This is a genomic window from Saccharopolyspora sp. 6V (genome assembly GCF_020176785.1).
Taxonomy (GTDB): Bacteria; Actinomycetota; Actinomycetes; order Mycobacteriales; family Pseudonocardiaceae; genus Saccharopolyspora_C; species Saccharopolyspora_C gregorii.
On the sequence record NZ_JAIUKB010000084.1, the window covers coordinates 1 to 5303 of the forward strand.

General features: G+C 74.8%; 6 protein-coding genes. 4 read left to right on the top strand and 2 right to left on the bottom strand.

Translation table 11 applies throughout. From position 1 onward, the window contains the following. A partial coding sequence (locus tag LCD35_RS17190) for a hypothetical protein (protein WP_225044457.1) occupies positions 1-822 on the top strand: 822 nt, incomplete at its 5' end. A gap of 153 nt (positions 823-975) precedes the next feature. Then, on the top strand, positions 976-1764 hold the full coding sequence (locus tag LCD35_RS17195) for an HAD family hydrolase (RefSeq protein WP_224961537.1): 789 nt from the start codon (positions 976-978) through the stop codon (positions 1762-1764). 5 nt (positions 1765-1769) lie between these two features. On the opposite strand, the gene LCD35_RS17200 is transcribed toward LCD35_RS17195, so the two are convergent. Beyond that, positions 1770-2555, bottom strand: a complete 786-nt coding sequence (locus LCD35_RS17200; RefSeq protein WP_224961535.1) for a DeoR/GlpR family DNA-binding transcription regulator — start codon at positions 2553-2555, stop codon at positions 1770-1772. A gap of 85 nt (positions 2556-2640) precedes the next feature. Then, the gene (locus LCD35_RS17205; protein WP_224961533.1) at positions 2641-3093 is read right to left on the bottom strand and encodes a gamma-glutamylcyclotransferase; all 453 of its coding nucleotides are present in this window, start codon (positions 3091-3093) and stop codon (positions 2641-2643) included. A gap of 170 nt (positions 3094-3263) precedes the next feature. On the opposite strand from LCD35_RS17205, the gene LCD35_RS17210 reads away from it, so the two are divergent. After that, complete coding sequence (locus tag LCD35_RS17210; RefSeq protein WP_224961531.1) at positions 3264-4667, top strand: NAD(P)H-quinone dehydrogenase; 1404 nt, start codon at positions 3264-3266, stop codon at positions 4665-4667. Positions 4668-4739: 72 nt separating this feature from the next. After that, positions 4740-5123 carry a thiol-disulfide oxidoreductase DCC family protein gene (locus LCD35_RS17215; RefSeq protein WP_224961529.1) on the top strand — a complete coding sequence of 128 codons (384 nt, stop codon included), beginning with the start codon at positions 4740-4742 and terminating at the stop codon, positions 5121-5123. The last annotated feature ends 180 nt before the right edge of the window (positions 5124-5303 follow it).

Below are 5303 nucleotides of genomic sequence, written 5' to 3' on the forward strand. Positions count from 1 at the left end.
CCCCCCCACCCCGCTGAGCGGGGGGCCGCTCCCCCGGCCGCCCGGCCCGTTCCCGCCCGGCCCGTTCCCGTCCCGCCCGCGGCCGCCTCCCGCGCGCCCGATCGGCCTGCCGCGCGGGCCGCGCCCGGTCCGCCTGCCCGACGGCGGGGCCGGTTCGAGCCGGGGCGCGGGCGACGACCCGGCGCCTCGCTGCACGGCGCGCTCGCCCGCTCCACCGCCGAGGAGGTGTTCGGCGCCGACCGGGTGCGCGCCGAACTGGACGCCGGGCGCTGGGTCGAACCGTGGGGCGGCGTGCTGCTGCCCGCCCGTCGCGCCCGGGACCCGCTCGCGCGGGCCGAGGCCGCGCTGCTGCGCGCCGGTCCGCACGCGGTGCTCAGCGGGCCCACCGCCGTCGCCATGCACGGCTGCACCGAGGCGTTCGACGACGAGGTCGTGCACGTCGCGGTGCCCTACCACCGCCAGCCCCGCTCGGTGCCCGGCCTGCTGATCAAGCAGGCCTGCGTCCGCGAGTCCGAGGTGCTGGAGCTCGACGGGCTGCGGGTGCACGCGCTCGAAGTCGCGCTGGTCGAGATGCTCTGCACCGGAGAACGGCGCACCGCGCTCGCCTGCCTGGAGCAGGCGCTGGCCGCGCTGGGCACGGCCGCCGAGCGGTTCCACGCCGTGGTGGCCGAGCAGGTGCACCGCAGGCGGGACCGCCGCGGCACCCGGCGCGCCGCGGAACTGCTCGACCTCGCGCGGCTCGGTCCGTCCGGCGCGGTCCCGGTCGTCGCCCGCATCGAAGCCGCCGCGCCGGCGAACGCGCTCGCCGGAGGTGCGTCGTGACCGAGCACCGGGACATCACACGAACGCCTGTGATGACCGCATCCGAATGCGTTATGTTCAGCGAGGAACCCGGTATTCCGGCCCGATCCAGCACTCGCGTCCGCCGCCCCGCCGCGCGGATCCGCTGGGGCCGCGGGACGAGGAGGGCACGAGGTGTCACGCAACGACGATCGGTTCCCGGATCAGGTGCGGGGCTCGGCCCCCGTCCTGCCGAACGGGACCGCGGTCACCGGCACGGCGGAATCGCGCGCGGCGCTCGGCGAACCCGTGGAGCTGGTGCTGCTGGACGTGGGTGGGCCCGTCTACGACGACTCCTGGTACCGGGAAGCGCTGCTGCGGGCGACCTGCGAACTCGTCGCGGAGAACGGCGGGATGCTGCTCGAAGCGGAGTTCCAGCGGGTCTACGACGCGCGGCGGCAGTCGCAGGAAGGTTCGCTGCGCACCGCGATGGCCGAGCACTTCCTCCGCGACGGCGACCGGGAACGGTTGTCGGACCGGGCCGAGAGCTACTGGTTCTACCCGCCCTCCGCCCTGCACCCGGACGTGCTGCCCGCGCTGCGGCAGCTGTCCGAGCGGTACTCGATCGCCGTGGTGGCCAACCAGCGGGCGCTGGTCGTGGACGCGCTGCGCCGCGACGGGGTGGCCCCGTTCATCGATCACTGGGCGATCTCGGAGCTGGTGGGGGCGACCAAACCGGACCCGGAGATCTTCTGGCACGCGCTGAACCGGGCCGGCGTGCTGCCGCGGAACGCGGTGCACGTCGGCAACCGGCTCGACTCCGACGTGCGCGGCGCGCAGCGCTTGGGGATGCGCACCATCTGGGTGGTGCGCGGCGAAGCACCGCCGGACCCGACGCCGGAGCAGCTGGGCGAACCGGACATCGCGGTGTTCTCGCTGGCGGACGTGCCCGCCGCGGTGGAACGCCTGCAACGAGCCCGGTAGCCGGGTCAGGCTTCGGCGACCTCCACCGCGACGCCGCGCTCGCGCAGCTCGTCCAGCACCGGTCGCGGGGTCGCCGGGTCCACGACGACCAGGTCGAACTCGGTCAGCGGCGCCAGCTCGTGCACCGCGCGCCGCTCGAACTTGGAGCGGTCCGCCAGCAGGACGCGGGTGGCGGCGGTGCGCATCAGCGCCCGCTTCACCTGCACGGACTCCAGCGAGCGGTGCAGGCAGTGCCCGTCCACCACGGCCGTCGCGGACAGCAGCAGCACGTCCGAGCGCAACGCGCCCGCCATCTCCGCGGCGTGCAGGCCGAAGAACGCGTCGTAGCCCGGGTGGAAGTCGCCGCCGAGGCCGATCACGTGCACGCCGTCCTCCTCGCGCAACCGGTTGATCACCGGGAGGAAGTTGGTGACGACGGTCAGCGGGGCCAGCTCGCCGAGCCGTTCGGCGACCGCGAGCCCGGTCGTGCTGTCGTCGAGCGCGACGACCTGGCCGGGGGAGAGGTGGCGCAGCGCGTGGCGGGCGATCCGGGACTTGGCCTCCGCCGCGTCGGACCGGCGGGCGCCGACCGACCTGGGCAGCAGCGAACCCGGGGTGGAGGTGGCGCCGCCGCGGACCTTGCGCAACCAGCCCTGGCGTTCGAGGACGTCCAGGTCGCGGTGGATGGTCATCCCGCTGACGCCGTACTCCTCGACGAGCCGCTCGATGCGCACGGTGCCGTCGGCGAGCACCGTCTGCCGGATGCGCTCGCGCCGCTGCTGCTGGGACACCGCCCCGCTGACCTGGCCCACACCCACCTCACCACCGACGTGTGCCGTCGGTGTGATTATCACACGCGGGAGGTGACGTCCGGGCCGCTCGGCGGTGCCGAGTCGATCACGGTCCGACGTTGCCGCAGGGCCGGGTGCGCAGCTTCGCCACGTAGTCCTCGGGCGCGCCCGCCGCCTCCGCCGCGTCGGCCATCACGCCGAGGTAGCGGGCCGAGGGCAGGCCGCCCTCGTAGGCGTCCAGCACGTACAGCCAGGCGAGCACCGGTCCGTCCAGGGTCTGCACCCGAAGCCGCAGCTTCTTGTGCATCCCCAGCTCGGAGCCCTCCCAGCGGTCGAGCTGCCGTTCGTCCTCGGGGCTGACGTCATACAGCACGGTGAAGACCTGCTCGCCGGGGTGCTCGACGATCGTCGCCAGCGCACCTTCCCAGCCGTAGTCCTCACCACCGAAGGTCAGCCGCCAGTCCATCAGCCAGCCCGTTCCCGCCAGCGGGGAGTGCGGGGCTCGCTCGGTCATCTGGGCCGGATCCATGTTGGACCCGTACGCGGCGTACAGCGGCACGCCCCACAGGGTAGCGATCGATGGGCCCGATGTCGGAGTGGACCGCGTCACCGCGGCGGCGAGTCGCGGTCCGAACGCCGCGAACGGGCGGGTACCGCCCGAATCGCCGCGAGCCGGCGAGACATAGGGTGGTGGCGCCCACGAGGCTCGGAGTACGGAGGGACCGCGAAGTGACCCGCATCGTGATCATGGGAGGTGGGCCTGCCGGTTACGAGGCGGCCCTGGTCGCAGCGCAGAACGGCGCCGACGTGACGCTGGTGGAGCCGGACGGGCTCGGTGGTGCGTGCGTGCTCTACGACTGCGTCCCGTCCAAGACCTTCATCGCCTCCGCGGGCGCGCGGTCGGCCGCCCGCGACGTGCGCGAGCTCGGCATCCGCAGCGATCCGGACGGCGTCGAGGTGGACACCGCCGTCGTGCACGGCCGGGTCAAGGGCCTCGCGCTGGCGCAGTCCGCCGACATCCGCGCCCGGGTGCGCCGCGAAGGCGTCAAGATCATCGCGGGGCGGGCCCGGTTCACCAACCCCGCGCACGGCATGGCGCAGCACCGCATCGGCGTGGACCGGGCCGACGGCGGCACCGAGGAGCTGGTCGGTGACGTGGTGCTCATCGCCACCGGCGCCACCCCGCGGGTGCTGCCGGGCGCGGTGCCGGACGGGGAGCGGATCCTCAGCTGGCGCCAGCTCTACGACCTGCCCGAGCTGCCCGAGCACCTGGCCGTGATCGGCTCCGGCGTCACCGGGGTGGAGTTCGCCTCCGCTTACACGGAGATGGGCGTCAAGGTCACGATGATCTCCAGCCGGGACCGGGTGCTGCCGCACGAGGACGCCGACGCCGCGGGCGTGCTGGAGGAGGTCTTCGCCGAGCGCGGGACCGAGGTCGTCAAGCACGCGCGGGCCGAGCGGGTCGAGCGGACCGAGAAGGGCGTCGTCGTGCACCTCGCCGACGGCAGGCGCGTCGAAGCCAGCCACGCGCTGATGACCGTCGGCTCGGTGCCCAACACCGAGGACATCGGGCTGGAGCGGGTCGGCCTGGAGACCGACCGCGGCGGCTACGTCAAGGTGGACCGGGTGTCCCGCACGCAGGTCCCCGGCGTGTACGCGGCGGGCGACTGCACCGGGTTGCTGCTGCTCGCCTCCGTCGCGGCCATGCAGGGGCGCATCGCCATGTGGCACGCGCTCGGCGAGGGCGTCAGCCCGATCAAGCTCAAGACCGTCGCAGGCAACGTGTTCACCCATCCGGAGATCGCCACCGTCGGCATCAGCGCGCAGGCCATCGACTCCGGCGAGGTGCCCGCGCGCACCGTGACGCTGCCGCTGGCGACGAACCCGCGGGCGAAGATGGAAGGTCTGCGCCGCGGCTTCATCAAGATGTTCTGCCGCCCGCAGACCGGTGTGGTGATCGGTGGCGTCGTGGTCGCGCCGAACGCCAGCGAACTGGTGCTGCCCATCGCGCTGGCGGTGCAGAACCAGGTGACGGTGGAGAACCTGGCGAACACCTTCTCGGTGTACCCGTCGCTGTCCGGGTCGCTCACCGAGGCCGGGCGCCAGCTCATGCGCCACGACGACCTGGACTGAGCCGTCACCGCCGCGGGACCGGCCTCGACGGCGGCGGGGCCGGCGGGGACCCTGGGGACGGGAGGCATTGCCATGGCGACACCGGTGCTGGTCTACGACGGCGACTGCGGCTTCTGCACCCGCAGCGTGCGGCTCGCGGAGAAGCTGCCGTTGCGCGCGCGGATCGTGCCGTGGCAGGAAGCGGACCTGACCGCGCTGCGCACCACCGAGCAGCGCGCCCGGCACGAGGTGCTGTGGGTGGACGAGACCGGCCGCGTCTCCGGCGGGGCGGACGCGGTGGCCGCGCTGCTGCGGCACTGCGGATTCCCCTGGTCGCTGCCGGGGGCGGTGCTGTCGCTGCCGGTGCTGCGCGGGATCGCCCGGCTCGGGTACCGCTGGGTCGCCGACAACCGGCACCGGCTGCCCGGTTCCACCCCGGCCTGCGCGTTGCCCGCCGACCAGCGCCCCGGCGCCTGAGCGGTGCCCCGGGGGGGGGGGGGGGGCGCCCCCCCCCGGCCCCCGGGGGCCCCGCCCCCCCCCCCCCCGCGCCGCCGCCGCGCCGCCGCCCGCCCGCCGCCCGGGGGGCGGGGGGGGGGGGGGGGCGGGGGGGCGGGGGGCCCCCCGCGCCCCCACGACCTGGGTTGCCCGGTCCAGGTT

Coding starts and splice junctions, on each gene's coding strand:
- LCD35_RS17215 (WP_224961529.1), top strand. CDS start 4,740: ATGGCGACACCGGTGCTGGTCTACGACGGCGACTGCGGCTTCTGCACC.